Here is a 15912-nt window from a genome sequence, read left to right on the forward strand (position 1 = left end):
CGAGCGGACCGCTTGCACGAGCGGCTCCGGCACCTCCGTGCCGGCCGCCGCCGTCCACGCGTCCGCCGCCAGCGCCTCCGGTGTGACGAACACCGCGAGCGCGACGGCACCCGCCGCGTCTCCTTCGGTTCCCGCCCCGTCAATACGCGCCTCATTCGCCAATACGATGCGCAGCTTCAGCTCCTGGGTAAGATAACGATCCAACGTCTCCACTCTCGTCACTCCTTATCGATTGAGCGGGCGCTGATCCCCGCAAAGTTTTTCCTTGATCTTAGCCGAAATACCCGGCGGCCTCCATCACCACCTGCCGCATCGGCAGATGGTACGGACACTGCTGCTGACAGAGCGGCTTCTCCTTACAGGGCTCGTAGTCGGCACAGGACAATATTTTGTCCTTTTGCTTCTGGTAAAACCCGTCGCCCTTCGGCAGCAAGCCGAACGTCCGGCGCACCTGGCTTGAAATCATAATGTCCGGAATCGTCACGCCGATTGGACAGGAGCAGTAATTGCACCGGCGGCAGTTATGCGCTCCGAGCTCCGTCGCCAGCGCCTCCAGCTCGCGCCGTTCGTCGTCGCCAACCTCTTCCCGCATCGCAGCGATATTTTCCTTGACCTCGTCCACGCTGATCATGCCCGAGATCGTCACATGCACATCCTGGCTGTACGGGTAGCGAATCGCCTTGGATACCGGCTGGATAAACCCGCCCGAGAGCGGTTTCATCGCCGTCTTTCCCATCTGCTGCCGGGTCGCCTCGGGAATCAGCTCGTCCAAAGCGAACGGCTGCGCCAAGTTCAAGTGAAACAGCACCTGATCGAACTGTCCTTTGCTGATCCATTTGGCAAGCAGCTCCGGCCGGTGCCCGGTAAGGCCGATAAACCGGACATGCCCCTTGCGCTTCATCTCAAGCGCCGCCTGGTACGCGCCGTTCTCTTCCATTGCCGCTTTAAACTCTTGAACTGTGTTGACATAATGAATCTGCAGCAGATCGATGACGTCCGTTTTCATCCGGTCCAGGCTGCGCTCCATTTCTTCCATAGCCGACTTGTAATCCCGTTTCCCCGTCTTCGTCGCCAAAAAATATTCCGAACGGCGGTGCGAGATGCATTCGCCGATAATTTCTTCGCTGTTGCGGTAAGCTGCGGCCGTATCGATGTAGTTGATCCCCTCGTCAAGCGCGTAATTCAGAGCCGTCCGGGCCTGTTCGAGCGGTACGCCGGGCAAGTTCATCGCGCCGAAGCCGAGCGAAGAGACGCGGTATCCCGTGCTTCCGAACGTCGTGTAACGCATGTCCAAGTCTCTCCCTCATGGAAAAATTACGTTTTCTCCCCAGGATCAATTATAGAGCAACGGACGCCAAAAAAACAGTCTGCGGAAGCTTCGTTGATCCAAGCCTGCCCGGAAAAAAGCAAAAAACGGGCCGCCTCGAAAGGCAAAGCCCGCTTTTATATCAACTGATCTATGCTTGGTGATTATGGCTTCGGAACGTCGTTTTTGTCGGTCGGCAAGCTTTTGAAGTTTTTGAACACCTTCACCGTTTTGCCTACCAGCGTGCTGTCTGCGGGTACCATATCCGCCGTAACGACCATATCCACCGGCTCACCCATTTCTTCCAGATCGGTGAAGCCGTCGCCATCCGTATCCTTGCCGTTAACCGGGTCGGTGCTTGTCCGGATGATCATGCCGTTCTCCAGCATCATGCCGGTCGTCTTCTCGTAGAAGTCGTCCAGACCGTCCTGGTCTTTATCTTCATGATAGCTGTTCTCCAGCGCCGATTTGAAGTACGCTTGGAGGTCTTCGGCCGTCTGCACCTGGAAGTACATCCCGCCGGTATATTCGGCAATTTGCTTCAGCAGGCTGATATCGGCTTGGCTGCTCAAGCCCATCGTGATGATCGTGATGCCTTTTTCGAATGCCTCTTTCAGCAGGTTCAGATCGTCTTGGGTCGTCGCATAGTTGTTTTGTCCGTCCGTCAGCAGCAGGGCGATTTTACGCTGTCCGGTGTCTCCGTACGTATCGTACAGCTTCACCGCTTCCCGTACCCCTGCAAAAATATTCGTTCCGCCGTCGCTGTCGATGTGGTAAACCGCATCGGCCACGGTCGAGCTGTGGGCCGAGAACGTCGCGAAGGTGCGTACGCTATTGTCAAAATCGATGATGGCTGCCCGGTCGCTCAAGGAATAGACCTGGTTCGTTACGGTCGGATATTCGAAGTGAACCCCTTGCCCTTCCTCGTAAACCGACTTGGCTACCGTGACCGTTTCCGTCTTAAGCGGGCTCGCCGCATCGTGCTTCAGGCCGTAAACCAAGCTGGTTACCGCCGTTTTGCGCAGATCCTTCGGATCCGTTCCCCCCATGCTGCCGGAGCTGTCGATGATGAAAGCAAAATCGATATACGGCTTGTAGGTGCCGTCGACGACGGTCGAGAGATGTGCCCGGAACGTTTGCTCCCAGGACGTTTTATCGATCAGCACGTATTTGCTGTTGTGGGTCGTCGTAAAGCTCAGCGTTCCTTGATCCGCGTTGTATACGGTAGGCAAAAACTCGAAACGCTTCGTCGTTTCGTTATAATACGCCGCCGCCAAGTTTTGTTTATTGGACAGCTCGGCCACATTGAACGTCAGCGTGCCGGAAGCAAACGACTTCCCGTTGGTCGAAAATTCAATCACGGGCCCCGTCAAACCGGGAACGGACAGCTGGCTGAAAACCGTGTTCGGCTTCTCCAATTTGACCGAAATGTCGCTAAGGCTTCCGCCAAAAGAGCTCAAATCCAGACCGACCAAAGCGATCTTGTTGTTCAACTCGTCGGTCCCTTCCACCGGCTTGCCGCCGCCAAGCGTATTTTGGATCGCATCTTTATCCAGCGTGACCTGCTGCGTGCCGGAATCCGAGCTCGAATCGGAGCCGGAATCCGAACTTCCTCCACTGGTCGTGCCGGATGGGCCCGGGGCCGGGGTCGGCGACGGCGCAGGAGCCGGCGTTTCTTTCTTCGGATCTTTGCCGGCGGTTTCCGTTGTTTTCAAGTACCGGGTCAGCATCGCCATCCCTTCGGCGCGGGTTGCCGCTTTTTCCGGATAAAAATAACGCTTTCCGTTCACCGTATCGCCTTCCACGATTTTGTTCGAAGCGGCGGTGTTCACGTAATGGTTCGCCCAATGGCCTGCCGTATCCTCGAATACGACCGGATTGCCTTCCTGCATCCTGAGATTGTAGCTGCGGACCATCAAAACGGCGATTTCCGCGCGGCTTACTTGGTTGTCGGGCTTAAACGTTCCGTCCTCATACCCGTCGGTCCATCCGTTCGCTTTGGCCGCTTCGATATACTTGAGCGCCCAATGGGAGGAAGCGACGTCTGGAAAGGAGCTCTCCGACGGTTCGTTCAGCTTCACCTGCCGTGCGGAGACAAGCAGCTTGATATACTCCGCTCTTGTAATGCTTTTGTCCGGCAGGATGACCTGCTGGCCGTTTTGCTGGACCCCATCGACGATTCCCTTCTGGACGAGGTACTCCACTTCGCTTTTCGACCAATGCCCTTCCAGATCGCCGAAAGCCGGAACTGGATTGTCCGCCGCTGCGATACAGGAAAGTGAAGAGCCGAATACGAGACTTGCGATAGATACTGCTGTGACTGCTTTCCTTAGCATCTGTACACCTTCCTTGGCGTTGTGTTGAAACTATGCTGTTGTCTGGTGTGCGCCCCCCCTTTATTTCCAAGCGCCACTCTTAACTGTTATCGGCGGGCAATTCGTTTTTTTAAATGTGAAAAAAATTCCAAAAAACCGTTTCCCGGGCGGCGAGACCGCTTCGGTAACGGTTTTTTGGAACAGAGAGCAATATACGGGAACGCGAGGATTTTAATCCTTCTTCCGGTCATCGTCCGGATGATCCTCTTTCTTTCGGGAATCGTCCGGCTTGTTGTCTTCTTTTTTCTTCGGATCTCCCGGCTTTTTGGAGGGATCGTCATTCGTTTTCTTCGTGTCGGATTCCTTCTTTTTGTCCTGCTCCTTCTGCTGCTCTTGCTCTTTCTTTTTAGATTCGTCAACACGCCGGTCTGCATCCTCGCGCCGGCGCTCGTCGTTCGTTTTGGCGGAATCTTCCTTTTTATGATCATCTTCCCGATCTTTGGAGCCCGAATCCGAACGGTCGCTCTTTTGTCGATCGTCCTCTTTCTTCCGGTCGTCGTCTTTCTTCCGATCGTCTTCTTTCTTATCGTCGTTCTTGTCGCCGGGACGCGACGTGCCGGGATTTGTCGTTCCCGGCTTCGTGCCCGCAGGGGGCGTACTGCCCGGCCTTGTATTGACCGGCGTCGTCTTTCCCTGGTCTGCGGATTTCTCGTCTTTAGCGCTGCCCCGCTTATTGCTGTCCTTATCGTCGTTTTTATCGTCATCCTTGCTTTTGTCTTTTCCGCTGTTCCCGGTCGTGCTTCCGGACTTTTTCGAGTCGTTCTTCGGATCGTTCTTCGAATCGGTTCTCGAGTCGTTCTTGGAGCTGTTATTCTTGGAGTCGTTTTTCGAATCGTTCTTCGAGTCGTTTTTCGAACCATTTTTGCCGTTTTGGCCGGTTTTACTGTTTTTGTCTTTGTCTTTGTCTTGCTTGCGGTCTTTAAGCTGCTCCTCCAGCTTCTTGTCCAGCTCTCCGTTCTTCTCTTCCTCCACCATCTTCTTGATGTCCGCTTTCGTCGGAAGCTTATCCGGTTGAATGAGCTTGGCCACTTCGGGTTTCTGCTTGGAGATCTGCAGGACCGATTCTCTCTTCAATTCGTCGAGGGTTACGCTCTCTCCGTTGCTTTTGGCATTCAAATACACGGTGTACTTGCCCATGGATACACCGTTCTGGGAGGCAACCTCCCGCACCTCCTGCGGCGCGGCGAACGCGGCAACCTGATAGGCTTCCACTTTGGTCGGGTGCGCTTCTTGGATGTGTTTGGTCACCTGCTTGCGCAGCTTCTCGGCAATGCCCGCATCGCTCACCTGGCTCTTAGGCTCGACGACGGTGCTGGCAATGACGATCTCCGCCTCTTGATTGGCAAGCGGGCCCTGCTCGGCTTTGTCCAACAGCTTCGAGGTTACGGCTTCCAGCGATTTCCCCTTGTAGTCGACCTCCTGCGCCAGCTTCGTTCCATCGTCGTTAAGCCCCCTCAGCTCGAGCACGTTCTCTTTGGCGTCAATACCCATCTCGATGCTCGGGTTAATGTCCATCGAGATGTAAGCTACCACCTCGGGACTGCCCAGCTTCCCGTTAAAGCTGGCAAACAACACCAGACCGAACACGACGGCTGCCGCAAGCGCCGATCGGCCGGCGACGGAAGGGCTTCTCCAATTGATGCCGCTATTCGCATAGACGATCTCTTCGCCGATTTCGCAAGTCCGCTTCTTGCGGGGCAGCCGCTCGAACTTGCCGTCCGGACGCATCACGACGATGCTTTTTTCCGTGATTTCCATCACGACCCCTTTATTCACGGGCACCTTCCCCTTTTTCATGATCCTCTCTGATATGTAAATAATCTCTGAGATACGGATAAGGTCCTTGATATATCAGAGCAACAGCAATAATAAATTTGCGGTTTCGTTCCAGCGTCTTGCGCGAAACCTTCACTTGAGCCAGCAGCTCCTTAATCGGCAGCATCCGCTTGGATATCATGAGCCGCATCAGCTCGCTGTCGTTCGAGAGCGTCTTGGCAATACCGAACAGCGCCTGACGCGAGTCGTCGTGCTTAGGGGAAGCATCGACGAGATCTCCGAAGCGGATGCCGAATTCGGACAGACAGCGGTTCAGATCGACAATCTCGCTGCGCCGCTCTTCCATTCCTTTCTGCTTCTCGTATTGTTCGACAGCCTGATGGATTTCGACCGGGTTGACGATGTTGTCCTCCTCGTCCTCCACCTCGAACGTGCTGTACGGAATTTGCTGTGAGAAGCGTTGTTCCTTGCGGACATAATCGATGAGCCGCCGGCGGATGACCTGTTCGGAGAAGCCGAGAAACGACCTTCCGGCCTGCGGCGAAAATTGATTGATCGCTTCATTGAAGGCACCGAGCGCGATGCTGAACTCATCGTCCCGGGCCGGATCCACATATCTTTTGCAAAATCTGCTCGTTACCTTCGCAACATAAGGTTGATAATCCGTGATGAATTGATTGCGGAGGCGTAGATCACCTTCTTGAATCAAAATAACGATTTGTTCCGGCGTTTGCGCATCCGCGGAATCCGAGTGGTGTGCCTGGCGTTTTCCGAGAAATTTCTTAAATAAAACCAGCAGCAATCGTTCCACCTCTCTGCTTAAAAATTTCGCTCTCGCTTATACGATTACGGGGGTCATTTCGAGGGCTGGACGCCTATATTTCTTAAGGAATTTTTTATGTATGTCAGGGCAGGCTTTCCAACCGCACCAGCCGCAAAAAACGTCCCTATCCAAGCCGCAGCCGCGGCAGGCTTGCCCGGGCGCCGGACCGCATCGCCATGCGGCCGCAGCGCCGCGCTCACATGGGCATACGGCGCCGCTGCCGGCGCTGCCTTTGCCTGCAAAGAAGCTTGGCGAAGAAGGGACGTTTTTGCAAAAGGTTGGTACTTTTAAGTCAAGCCACGCATGGTCTTTTTGTTCTTCAGCTTGTGGCGGCGCTGGCTGAGCACGTTCAGCCTTTTTTTGAGCTGCTGCTCCCATTCGGCGTCGCCGATCTCTTTGGCCACCATCAACAGGTCGAGCGCCATATCGATCTGGCTTCGGACGACCTCAAGCGGCTCTTCGTTCTCATGATTCACGCAGTTCTCGAACATCTCCCGAACGTCCCGTTGCTCGACGTACTCCTGGAAGTCCACTTCCGGCGCGCCGTCTCCATGCGCATATTCGGCTAGAATCTCGTACTCGTTTTCCACCAGATGATGCACTTCCACACGGTGGCATACCGGGCAGAACAATAACGGCACGTTATGAATTTGCGTCCGGATATGTCTTAGCGTCCCTTTGGTCCCCAACATGCTGGCGCCGCAGCAAAAACTCATCGTCCTCGTCCCCCTGTTTCCACTATGAATCTATGACGGCTATGACTGCAAACTTGATCGAAAAGCGTTTCGCACAGGAAAAACCCGTTCGTCGAATCGGCTCAAGAGGTCTCCCGGACGATTCCAACTATATTAACGTTATTTTCCTGTAAAAGGTTTCTCGATGTTTCTCGATCTTTGCGCGTCCCAAGCCAACATGGTCTCCTTGCTTTATATTGACGTTTGCGAATTGTCCATCGTTCATGCGAAGCTGTAGGCTGCAAAAAAGCTTATCCATTCAAATCAACGAAAAAAAGACCCATGCCGCTATCCCTACTCTATTCGACCTGGAACGCCAAAAATCCTCTTTTTTCGCCCTGCGAATGCTTAGTTAAATGTTTCCTTCCTGGAAACGGCAGGGTGTCTCCCCGCTTCCTGCGTGCATAAATCGGCTGCGCTTTGCAAATTCTGTTAAAGATTAAGTTCGTTTCCAAGGAGGACTTTGCCGTGCGGTCTCTTCCGACCTCCGGCTTCGAGCTGCCGGACCGCTACGAGAAGGATATGCTGCATCTGATGGTCCGGGATGCCCATACGCTGTTCGTTTATTGGGAAGTCGGCAACCGCAAGCGCTGGCTGTGCTCGCAGCATTTTGAGTGCGACTGGGGCGTGCTGCCGAAGGTGCTGCGGGTATACGACGTTACCGGCGTGTACTTTAACGGAAACAACGCGCACCGTCATTTCGATATCGAAACGACGCCGGAGGCGGACCGCTGGTACATTCACGGGGTTTCGGCCGATGCCGTGTGGACCGTCGATTTCGGCGTCTACACGATCCGGCGGCAGTTCGTGCCGCTGCTGCGGTCGAACGCTGTGCGGACGCCTCGGGACAGCGCCGCTCCGTGGGGCGCTCCGCTGCAGCCGACCGTGCCGGAAGCACGGGAGCCCGGCAAGACTCCCGCGCGTATACGACCGTACGATTTTGAGAATTTCAGCGCTTACCATAGCTGGATGAAATGAGGTTCTGCGTTTATGCTCAACCGAGGCCAGCCGAAGCCGGACCCGAAGGGCTACCTGGCTTTGGTTCTTCACGCCCATTTGCCCTATATCCGGCACTATGACCGCGACGACTATATGGAGGAGCGCTGGTTTTACGAGGCGATGACGGAAACGTACCTCCCCTTCCTCGACCTGTTCGACCGGTTGACGGCGGAAGGCATCGACTTCAGGCTCACCTTCTCCATGACGCCCACGCTGCTGGCGCTGTGCACGGACCCGCTGATGCAGGAGCGCTACGCGGTCCATCTGGCCAAGCTGATCCGGCTGGCGGATCAGGAAATCGTCCGGCTTCGGGGCGACGGGCGTTTCGAGCCGCTGGCCCGCATGTACGCCAAGCGGTTCCGGGAGCTGAGCCGCCTTTACGAGGCTTGCGGACGCAATATCGCATCCCGCTTTAGGCATTACCAAGACCTCGGGAAGCTCGAAATCGTCACCTGCGCCGCGACCCACGGCTTTTTGCCGCTGATGCGGACCGAAGAGGCGATCCGTGCCCAGATTCTTACGGCCGTCCGCGATTACGAACGGCATTTCGGCCGTCCGCCGCGCGGCATCTGGCTGCCCGAATGCGGCCTTACGCCCGGCGTGGACCGGGTGCTGAAATCGTGCGGCATCGATTATTTTTTTGCGGACTCGACGGCCGTCGCCTATGCCACGCCGCGCCCGAACCGCCGGCTGTACGCCCCGCTCATGACGCCCTACGGCGTCACGGCGTTCCCGCGCGATCCCGAATCGTCGCAGCAGGTGTGGAGCGCCGAGAACGGATATCCGGGCGACTACGACTACCGGGAATATTACCGGGATATCGGCTGGGACCTCGGCTGGCACGATGTGGCGGAGTGGGAGCATATTCGTCCGTACGTTTTGCCGACGCACGAACGGGTAAACACGGGCATCAAATATTACCGCATCACCGGCAAGGACGGCCACCGCGAGCCTTACAACCCGGAATGGGCGAGGAGCAAGGCCGCCGAGCACGCGGGCAATTTTTTGTTTAACCGGCAAAAGCAGGCGGAGCATTGGCACCATCATTTGGACCGCAAGCCGATCATCGTCTCGCCCTACGATGCCGAGCTGTTCGGCCATTGGTGGTACGAAGGGCCGGTGTGGATCGAGATGCTGTGCCGCAAGCTGTTTTACGATCCGTTCGAGCTGCGGATGGTGACGCCATCGGAATATTTGCGGGAGTACCCCGTCGCCGATACGGGCAAATTGAACGAGTCCAGTTGGGGCCGCTGCGCTTCGGCAGAGGTATGGCTGCAGGGCAACAACGATTGGATTTACCGCCACCTGCACGATGCGGAGCTGCGGATGATCCGGCTGGCCACAAAGCACGAGCATTTGGAGGAGGGCGAAGGAACGTCCGCTTCTCTTCTGAAGCGCGCGCTGAATCAAGCGGCCCGCGAGCTGATGCTGGCGCAAAGCAGCGACTGGGCGTTCATTATGGATTCGCAGACGGTCGTCGATTACGCCTGCCGCCGGACGAAGGACCACCTCGGCTGCTTCCGGCTGCTGTGCGAACAAATCGAGGCGCAGGTAGTCAACGAATCGTTCGTGGAGGAGCTGGAAGCGAAGGATAACTGCTTTCCCCGGATCGATTACCGGGATTACGTCTCCATTCACCGGGCATCGCCTGTTCCGTTGCTGCCGGATGCGGGGCATTTCCGGCAAATTGTAGAGGAAACGAAGCATGCTCCGAACATATTTATGCTCGCTTGGGAGTATCCGCCCAAAACGGTCGGCGGGCTGTCCCGGGCCGTGGCCGATTTGTCCGAGGCGCTGGCTGCGCAGGGCACGATCGTCCACGTGGTGACGAGCGCACACGACGGCGCGCCGTATTTCGAGAAGCGCGGCGGCGTGTACGTGCACCGCGTTCCGGTGCTGCATTCCGGCGATACGGACTTTTACGATTGGACCTTCGAGATGAATCTGGCCTTCACGGATCATCTTGTCCGCTATAAGGAAAACGGCGGACGCATCGATCTGCTGCATGCTCACGATTGGCTGGTGTACCATACGGCGCGCGAGCTGAAGATGAGCTACGGCCTTCCGCTCGTCTGCACGATTCATGCCACCGAATGGGGGCGGAATCACGGACGGCTGAATACTGATCTGTCGAACCGGATTCATGGGCTCGAATGGCGGCTCACCTACGATTCGGAACGCGTATTCGTCTGCAGCCATGCGATGAAACGCGAAGTGCAGGACTTGTTCCGGCAACCGGACGACAAAATGCTCGTCTTCCCGAACGGCGTGAAGCTGGAGGAGCCGGTCGAAGGCCCGGCCGATTCGCAGGAAGAGGCCAAGCGCCGGTTCGGCGTTCAAGGGCAGCGGGTGCTTGTCTTTGTCGGCAGGCTCGTCTTCGAGAAAGGCGTCCAAACGCTGCTTCACGCGATGCCAAGCATTTTGTCGGGGGCGCCGGATACGGTGCTGTTCGTCGGCGGCTCCGGGCCGATGGAGGACGAGCTGAAGCGGCAGGCCGCCCACCTCGGCGACCGCGTGCGCTTCACCGGGTTCATCGACGACGGGACGAAGTCGGCGCTTTACCGCGCGGCCGACGTGTGCGTTATCCCGAGCCTGTACGAGCCGTTCGGCATCGTCGCCCTGGAGGCGATGAAGCACGGGTGCCCCGTCGTTTTGTCCGATACCGGCGGACTCGCCGAGCTAGTGGAGCATGGCGTCGACGGGTACAAAGCGCTGCCCGGCCATGTCGAGTCGCTCGCCTGGCATGTCGGCGACCTGCTGCGGCAGCCGGAGCTCGGGCGAAGCATGGCGGACCGGGCGCGCCTGAAGCTGGAGCGGCACTATGCTCCGGAACGCATTGCAGACGCTGTAGCGGAGCAGTATCAGGAGCGGATTCGTTCCCGTAAGCCTCCGGCTTCCGGCGTCGGCTTGTGACAGAGGCCGGCTCGCGGGGGCATCCATACTGAGGAACGCCGCAAGGAGGGATGTGTATGAAAGCCGTCATTATGGCCGGAGGCAAGGGGACGAGGCTTCGCCCTTTGACCTGCCATCTCCCGAAGCCGATGGTGCCGCTCGCCGGCCGTCCCTGCATGGAGTACATCATCGAGCTGCTGGAGGCGCACGGCATTATTGACATTGCCGTCACGATCCAATATTTGCCGGACGTTATACGCGATTATTTCGGGGACGGAAGCCGGCACGGCGTCCGCCTGCATTATTTCGAAGAAACGGTGCCGCTCGGCACCGCCGGAAGCGTCAAAAACGCCGCCCCTTTTCTGGACGAGCCGTTCGTCGTCATCAGCGGCGATGCGCTGACCGATTTTGATCTGACCCAGGCGATCCGCTTCCATCAAGAGAAGCGCTCGCTCGCCACGCTTGTGCTTACCCGGGCCCGGCATCCGCTCGAATACGGCGTGGTGATGACCGACGACGACGGGCGCATCGTCCGCTTCCTCGAAAAGCCGAGCTGGAGCGAGGTGTTCAGCGACACGGTCAATACGGGCATCTATATTCTCGAGCCCGAGGTGCTGGACCGCTTCGAGCCGGACATCGCGTACGATTTCAGCCAGCAGCTGTTCCCGGGCCTTCTGTCAGAAGGAAAGCCGCTGTACGGCTATATCGCGGATGGCTATTGGTCGGACATCGGCACGCTGGAGCAGTACCGGCAGACGCAGTTCGACATGCTCGACCGCAAGGCGAACGTGCGCATCCGCGGCACCGAGCTGCAACCCGGCATTTATGTCGGCGAGAACGTCACCGCCGCTCCCGACGTCAAATGGATCGGGCCGGCGTTTATCGGCGACGGCTGCCGGATCGGGGAAGGCGTGGAGATCGGCGAGTACAGTATCGTCGGACAGGGCAACGTGCTGTCCGCAGGCAGCGTGCTGGGCCGGACGATCCTGTGGGATCATAACCATATCGCCGAACGGAACGAGCTGCTCGGCTCGACGCTGGGAAGCCGGATCTTCTGCAAGGAAAGCGCGCGCTTCGCCGACGGGAGCGTCGTCGGGAGCCACTGCGTCATCGGCCCGAAAGCCGTTGTCGAGCCGCACGTGAAGATCTGGCCGAAGAAGCAGATCCGCGAAAATACGCGGCTGACCTCCTCGTTCGTCTGGGGCGAGCATCTGGGCAGGCCGCTGTACAGCGCCTACGGCGTCACCGGCACGCCCAACCTTGATCTGACGCCGGAATTCGCCGCCCGCTTCGCCACCGCCTACGGCTCCGCTCTCGCCGCAGGCAAGCGGCTGACCGTCAGCTCCGCGCCTCACGAATTCGCGCGGCTGATCAAACGCACCGTGGCTGCCGGTCTGCAATCGGTCGGCGTCGACGTAGTCGATCTCGGCGACGTGCTGCCGCCGGTGGCCCGCTTTGCCGTGCGCGAGCTGCAGAGCGCCGGTGGCATCCACGTGCAGCTCGGCGCCGACGGGCGCGGCTGCCTCGAATGCTACGACGGGCAGGGCCTGCCGATCGACAAAGCGGCGGAGCGCAAGGTCGAGAACGGCTTTCGGCAGGAGGATTACGGCCGGGCTCCGGCGGAATCCCCCGGAAGCTACCGGACGGAGGAGACGATGACGTCGTCGTATCTCGGTGCCCTGCTCGCCTTCTCGACGCTGGAAGGCGAAGGCGCCCTGCCGCTGCGCGCTGTCGTCTGCACGCACCCGGCCGTCTTCGCGCTGCTGCGTCCGCTCCTCGATGCGCTCGGCTGCGAGGCGGTGCATTTGCCCGCCGAAGCCCAGCGCGAGCGGCTGGCGGAGCATGTCCGCGCGCTGTCGGCCGACCTTGGCCTGTGGCTCGACGACGACGCCCGCGGCATGTCGCTGATCACGTCCGGGGGCGAGTCGGTGACAGGCGACCGGCTGATGCTGCTGCAGTACGTGTCGTTTTTCCACAGCTTCAAGTCCGCCGTTATCGGCGCCCCCGTGAGCGCGCCTCACCTGCTCGAAAGCTTGGCGGAAGGGCTCGGCGCCCGGATCGTGCGCACGAAGCAGCAGATTCGCAGCATTATGGAGGTCTCCGCAGACCTTGCGCTGCATCCGCTGTTTGACGGCCTGTTCGCAACCGGGCTCATCGTACGGAATATGCACCGCAGCGGGTTGCCGCTTGACGAACTGCTGCGGCTCCTGCCGAGCGTTTACGTCCGGCGCGAGCGGATCGACTGCCCGTGGGACCGCAAAGGCGAAATTATGCGCCGCATGCTGCAGGAAACGAAAGGACGGCCGGTCGAGCTCATCGACGGCATCAAGGTGCACCACGACGGCGGCTGGGTGCTGCTGCTTCCCGATTCGGACGATCCGGCCTTCAGCGTCGTCGCCCAGGGGCGGCACGACGAGCACGCGCTGTCGCTCGTTCACGAATACCGCGAGCAGCTTCTAAACCTGATGCAGTGAGCATAACCATAAGGTAATGCCCAATTGATGCGTCCGGCTTCACCGGACTTCCCAAAGGAAGGATGATCGTATGAAGCTCATTCCGATCGGCTCGAAGCAGATTGCTTTTGTCCGGTATGACGACCAAGCTTCGCAGATGCACATTCAATACCACACGGGCCACACCCGCACGTGCTGCGACGTCCTGCCCGAGCATTACCAACGGCTGCTCCAGTCATCCAATCCATACGATTTGCTCATGCAAATGACATCCGCCAAAGCCTGGTGCCCTCCGCAAGCCTGAGGCCGCCAGGCTTTGCCTCTTTCCCCGTCCCCGCAGCCGACATTTTGAAGCAAAACGCCGCCGGCGGCTGTTTTCAACCGGTTTTCACGGATTGACCGGCATGGCATAAAAAGGTATCTTAAGAGAAAGCAAGCATTCTGGAACGAGAAGGGTGTGGGTGGATTGCCTAGGCACTTAGTCATCGGAAACGGCAAGTTTTTGATCAACCTGGACCGTAATACGTACATGCGCGATTTGTATTATCCTTACGTCGGGCAGCTCAACCATGTCGGCGGCTATCAATGCCGCATCGGCCTTTGGGTGGACGGCGCTTTTACTTGGCTGGCCGACCCTGAATGGAAGTTCGAGCTTTCGTATATCGAAGACTCTCTGGTAACCGAAGTTCGCGCCTCCCATTACCATCTCGGGATTACTTTGCTCATGAACGACGGTGTGCATCAGCGCGAGGACGTGTATCTGAAACGCGTGCGCGTCCACAATCATTGGGATACCGTGCGCGAGGTGCGCATGTTCTTCAATCAGGACCTCGTCATCAACGAGACCGAGGTCGGCGATACCGCCGCTTATTATCCCCAAAACAATACTGTCTTTCATTATAAAAAAGACCGCTACTTCATGTTCAACGGCCTGACCGGCGCCGAGGGCATCTATCAGTACACGACGGGCGTCAAACGGTTTTACAACGCCGAGGGGACGTGGCGCGATGCGGAGGACGGCCATTTGATGGGCAATGCGATCGCGCAGGGCTCGGTCGACAGCACGATCAGCTTCCGGCTTCATGTGCCGCCGAACGGCGACGAGACGCTCTATTACTGGATGAGCGCGGGCAAAAATCTCGAAGAAGTGAAGAAGCTCGACAACTACGTCAAAGAGAGCCATCCGGGCAAGCTGCTGGACCGGGTGGAGATTTATTGGCAGCGCTGGGTCAACAAACCGGAGGAACGCGATTACGGAAACCTGAGCGAGGCCTGTGTGCGGCTGTACAAGCACAGCCTGTTGATCGTCCGGACGCAGACCGACGTGAACGGCGCGATTATTGCGGCGAACGACTCCGACATCATGCAGTCCAACCGCGACCATTACAGCTACATGTGGCCCCGGGACGGCGCGCTGATCGCTTATGCGATGACCATGGCGGGCTATCAGGGGATGATTACGCCGTTCTTCCACTTTTGCGCGGAGGCGCTCTCGCCGGACGGCTACCTGCACCATAAGTACAATCCCGACGGAACGGTCGGCTCCAGCTGGCACCCGTACCTCAACGGCGGCAACATGCAGCTGCCGATTCAAGAGGACGAGACCGGGCTCGTGCTGTTCGCGCTGTGGCAGGACTACGTCCGCCATGGCATCATCGAGCTGCCGCAATCGCTGTACCGGACGCTGATCCGCCGCGCGGCGCGCTTTATGTCCGGCTATATCGAGCAAGAGCTGAGCCTGCCGAAGCCGAGCTACGATCTGTGGGAGGAGCGGTACGGCATCTTCACGTTCACCGCATCGGCCGTCTACGGCGGCCTCATTGCAGCCGCCAACTTCTGCAGCCTGTTCGGGGACGAAGAGCGGTCCAGCCGCTACCGGCATACGGCGGAGAAAATCAAATCCGGCATTCTCAAGCATCTGTGGGACGAGGAAGAGCAGCGTTTCGTGCGGGGACTCGTGCTGGACGGCGGAGTCTGGGTGAAGGACAAAACGCTGGAGAGCAGCGTTTACGGCATTTTCGAATTCGGCGTGCTTCCGGCCGACGACCCGCGTGTCGTCAGCACGATGAAGGCCAACCGGGCCGGACTCACGATCAAAACGGACATCGGCGGCGTCGCCCGCTACCATCACGACTATTACTTCCAGCGTTCGTCGGATATCGGCAGCGTTCCGGGCAATCCGTGGATCATCTGCACGTTGTGGATCGCGGAATGGGAGATCGAATGCGCCAAGACGCTGGAAGACCTCGAATCGCCGCGGCGCACGCTCGAATGGGTCGTCAGCCACGCGATGGAAAGCGGCATTTTGCCGGAGCAGCTCGACCCGTTCGACGGCGGGCCGGTATCGGTCGCCCCGCTCACCTGGTCGCACGCGACCTATGTGCTGACCGTCGTCAAGTACACGGAGAAATACAAAAAACTGCTGGCCGCAAGCAAAGCGTAAGCCCGGCCGGTTCATGCCATCTTGCAATAACAAAAACATGCCGGCAAGACGGGCGGAACTGACCCCCGTTTGTGAGACAGGGATCAAAAACACCTTGCAAGTTAAGCAGCC

General features: G+C 58.2%; 11 protein-coding genes. 5 read left to right on the top strand and 6 right to left on the bottom strand.

What is annotated here, in order from left to right:
* From PEH01S_RS32020 to PEH01S_RS32045, 6 genes are all read right to left on the bottom strand, one after another.
* Positions 1-213: hypothetical protein (locus tag PEH01S_RS32020; RefSeq protein WP_164828116.1), on the bottom strand; the 213-nt coding region annotated here is incomplete at its 3' end.
* 58 nt (positions 214-271) lie between these two features.
* The gene (locus PEH01S_RS32025) at positions 272-1288 is read right to left on the bottom strand and encodes an aldo/keto reductase (RefSeq protein ID WP_127490206.1); all 1017 of its coding nucleotides are present in this window, start codon (positions 1286-1288) and stop codon (positions 272-274) included.
* A gap of 182 nt (positions 1289-1470) precedes the next feature.
* Positions 1471-3642, bottom strand: a complete 2172-nt coding sequence (locus tag PEH01S_RS32030; protein WP_127490207.1) for an S-layer homology domain-containing protein — start codon at positions 3640-3642, stop codon at positions 1471-1473.
* Positions 3643-3852: 210 nt separating this feature from the next.
* Positions 3853-5457 carry an anti-sigma factor domain-containing protein gene (locus PEH01S_RS32035; protein ID WP_127490208.1) on the bottom strand — a complete coding sequence of 535 codons (1605 nt, stop codon included), beginning with the start codon at positions 5455-5457 and terminating at the stop codon, positions 3853-3855.
* A complete protein-coding gene (sigI, locus tag PEH01S_RS32040; protein WP_025849306.1) occupies positions 5450-6259 on the bottom strand; it encodes an RNA polymerase sigma factor SigI in 810 nt (269 codons plus the stop codon). The genes PEH01S_RS32035 and sigI overlap by 8 nt, the downstream gene beginning before the upstream one ends.
* Positions 6260-6567: 308 nt before the next feature.
* Positions 6568-6996 (bottom strand): hypothetical protein, encoded by a 429-nt coding sequence (locus PEH01S_RS32045; RefSeq protein WP_025849305.1) that lies wholly within the window; start codon positions 6994-6996, stop codon positions 6568-6570.
* A gap of 486 nt (positions 6997-7482) precedes the next feature.
* On the opposite strand from PEH01S_RS32045, the gene PEH01S_RS32050 reads away from it, so the two are divergent.
* From PEH01S_RS32050 to PEH01S_RS32070, 5 genes are all read left to right on the top strand, one after another.
* Positions 7483-7992 carry a DUF4912 domain-containing protein gene (locus tag PEH01S_RS32050; protein ID WP_025849304.1) on the top strand — a complete coding sequence of 170 codons (510 nt, stop codon included), beginning with the start codon at positions 7483-7485 and terminating at the stop codon, positions 7990-7992.
* Between the two features lie 12 nt (positions 7993-8004).
* Positions 8005-10926 (top strand): 1,4-alpha-glucan branching protein domain-containing protein, encoded by a 2922-nt coding sequence (locus PEH01S_RS32055; protein WP_127490209.1) that lies wholly within the window; start codon positions 8005-8007, stop codon positions 10924-10926.
* A gap of 56 nt (positions 10927-10982) precedes the next feature.
* Positions 10983-13379 carry a sugar phosphate nucleotidyltransferase gene (locus tag PEH01S_RS32060; protein ID WP_127490210.1) on the top strand — a complete coding sequence of 799 codons (2397 nt, stop codon included), beginning with the start codon at positions 10983-10985 and terminating at the stop codon, positions 13377-13379.
* 70 nt (positions 13380-13449) lie between these two features.
* Entirely contained in the window at positions 13450-13662 is a 213-nt protein-coding gene (locus PEH01S_RS32065; RefSeq protein ID WP_025849300.1) for a KTSC domain-containing protein, read from the top strand.
* Positions 13663-13824: 162 nt separating this feature from the next.
* Entirely contained in the window at positions 13825-15801 is a 1977-nt protein-coding gene (locus tag PEH01S_RS32070; protein ID WP_174807193.1) for a glycoside hydrolase family 15 protein, read from the top strand.
* Positions 15802-15912: the final 111 nt, after the last annotated feature.

Source organism: Paenibacillus ehimensis NBRC 15659 (assembly GCF_004000785.1).
Lineage (GTDB): Bacteria > Bacillota > Bacilli > Paenibacillales > NBRC-103111 > Paenibacillus_G > Paenibacillus_G ehimensis.

What these genes read in the sequence shown, in the direction of transcription:
- PEH01S_RS32025 (WP_127490206.1), bottom strand. Translation starts at nt 1,288, where the DNA reads ATGCGTTACACGACGTTCGGAAGCACGGGATACCGCGTCTCTTCGCTC.
- PEH01S_RS32030 (WP_127490207.1), bottom strand. Translation starts at nt 3,642, where the DNA reads ATGCTAAGGAAAGCAGTCACAGCAGTATCTATCGCAAGTCTCGTATTC.
- PEH01S_RS32045 (WP_025849305.1), bottom strand. Translation starts at nt 6,996, where the DNA reads ATGAGTTTTTGCTGCGGCGCCAGCATGTTGGGGACCAAAGGGACGCTA.
- PEH01S_RS32055 (WP_127490209.1), top strand. Translation starts at nt 8,005, where the DNA reads ATGCTCAACCGAGGCCAGCCGAAGCCGGACCCGAAGGGCTACCTGGCT.
- PEH01S_RS32060 (WP_127490210.1), top strand. Translation starts at nt 10,983, where the DNA reads ATGAAAGCCGTCATTATGGCCGGAGGCAAGGGGACGAGGCTTCGCCCT.
- PEH01S_RS32065 (WP_025849300.1), top strand. Translation starts at nt 13,450, where the DNA reads ATGAAGCTCATTCCGATCGGCTCGAAGCAGATTGCTTTTGTCCGGTAT.